The sequence below is a fragment of the Pseudomonas sp. GM24 genome (assembly GCF_000282235.1).
Taxonomy (GTDB): Bacteria; Pseudomonadota; Gammaproteobacteria; order Pseudomonadales; family Pseudomonadaceae; genus Aquipseudomonas.
Genome location: NZ_AKJR01000362.1, coordinates 1 through 1409, shown reverse-complemented (window position 1 = coordinate 1409; position 1409 = coordinate 1). Strand labels below are relative to the sequence as shown.

Genomic DNA, 1409 nt, shown 5'->3' with positions numbered 1-1409 from the left:
TCAGGTTTTGAAAAGCACAAAAATCGCCTCCCTTTCCCCCTCGCCCCCCTGGGGGAGAGGGCTGGGGTGAGGGGGAAAGAATCTCAAGCACGCCACAAATACTGCGCCAAGCGCCATAAAAAAGCCCCCCACCAATCACTCGGTGGAGGGCTTTTCTACATCAACACCTGTCAGATCAAACCTTGACGATCCAACCCGCTGGCGCTTCGATGTCGCCGGTCTGCACGCCAGTCAGCTCTTTGTAGAGCTTCTGGGTCACAGGACCCACTTCGGTCTCGCTATGGAACACATGCAGATGGTCGTTGTAGCTGATACCACCGATCGGCGTGATTACCGCAGCAGTACCGCAAGCGCCGGCTTCCTTGAAGTCCGACAGCTTGTCGATCAGCACGTCGCCTTCAACCACTTCCAGGCCCAGACGGGTCTTGGCCAGTTCGATCAACGACAGGCGGGTGATGCCTGGCAGCACCGACGGCGAGTTCGGGGTGATGAACTTGTTGTCGTGGGTGATCCCGAAGAAGTTGGCCGAGCCGACTTCTTCGATCTTGGTGTGGGTCATCGGATCGAGGTAGATCGCGTCGGCGAAGTTGGCTTTCTTCGCTTTCGAACCCGGCATCAGGCTGGCGGCGTAGTTGCCGCCGACCTTGGCTGCGCCGGTACCTTGTGGGGCGGCGCGGTCGTAGCTGGAGATCTGGAAGTTGTGCGGGGTCAGGCCGCCCTTGAAGTAAGCACCGACCGGAATGCAGAAGATCGAGAAGATGAACTCGGGTGCGGTGCGCACACCGATGTTGTCACCGACGCCGATCACGAACGGACGCAGGTACAGCGCGCCGCCAGTGCCGTACGGCGGGATAAAGCGCTCGTTGGCGCGAACCACGGCTTTGCACGCTTCGATGAACTGCTCGGTGTCGACCGTCGGCATCAGCAGACGCGCGCAGCTGCGTTGCATGCGCAGGGCGTTCTGGTCCGGGCGGAACAGGTTGATCGAGCCGTCCTTGCAACGATAGGCCTTCATGCCTTCGAAGCACTGCTGGCCATAGTGAAGGGCCGTCGAGCCTTCGCTGATGTGCAGCACGTTATCTTCGGTCAGGGTGCCTTTGTCCCACTCGCCATCGCGAAAGTACGACAGATAGCGCTTGTCGGTCTTGATGTAGTCAAAACCCAGCTTGTCCCAATTGATGCTTTCGTTACCCATGACACCCTCTATCACTGAACAACCGCCGAAACGGTTCAAGGCTTCTGACGTTTTTTGGATGGGCACAACAATACTTCATTCTTGAGCGGTTTCGCAGCCGGAATTCGCTCCACTGATCGTTCCCACGCTTGATCGTTCCTACGCTCTGCGTGGGAATGCTTCATCGGACGCTCCGCGTTCGACTTTTGGGACGCAGAGCGTCCCCGGCTGCATT

General features: G+C 58.5%; 2 protein-coding genes. One reads left to right on the top strand and one right to left on the bottom strand.

The genetic code is table 11. The features are described 5' to 3' along the window. Nucleotides 1-186, top strand: a 186-nt coding sequence (locus PMI23_RS30130; protein WP_238539573.1) for a hypothetical protein, incomplete at its 5' end; no start/stop codon positions are given. Here the strand turns inward: PMI23_RS30130 and PMI23_RS28365 are convergent. After that, on the bottom strand, nt 176-1195 hold the full coding sequence (locus PMI23_RS28365; RefSeq protein WP_007915073.1) for a branched-chain amino acid aminotransferase: 1020 nt from the start codon (nt 1193-1195) through the stop codon (nt 176-178). The genes PMI23_RS30130 and PMI23_RS28365 overlap by 11 nt on opposite strands. Between the last annotated feature and the right edge of the window lie 214 nt (nt 1196-1409).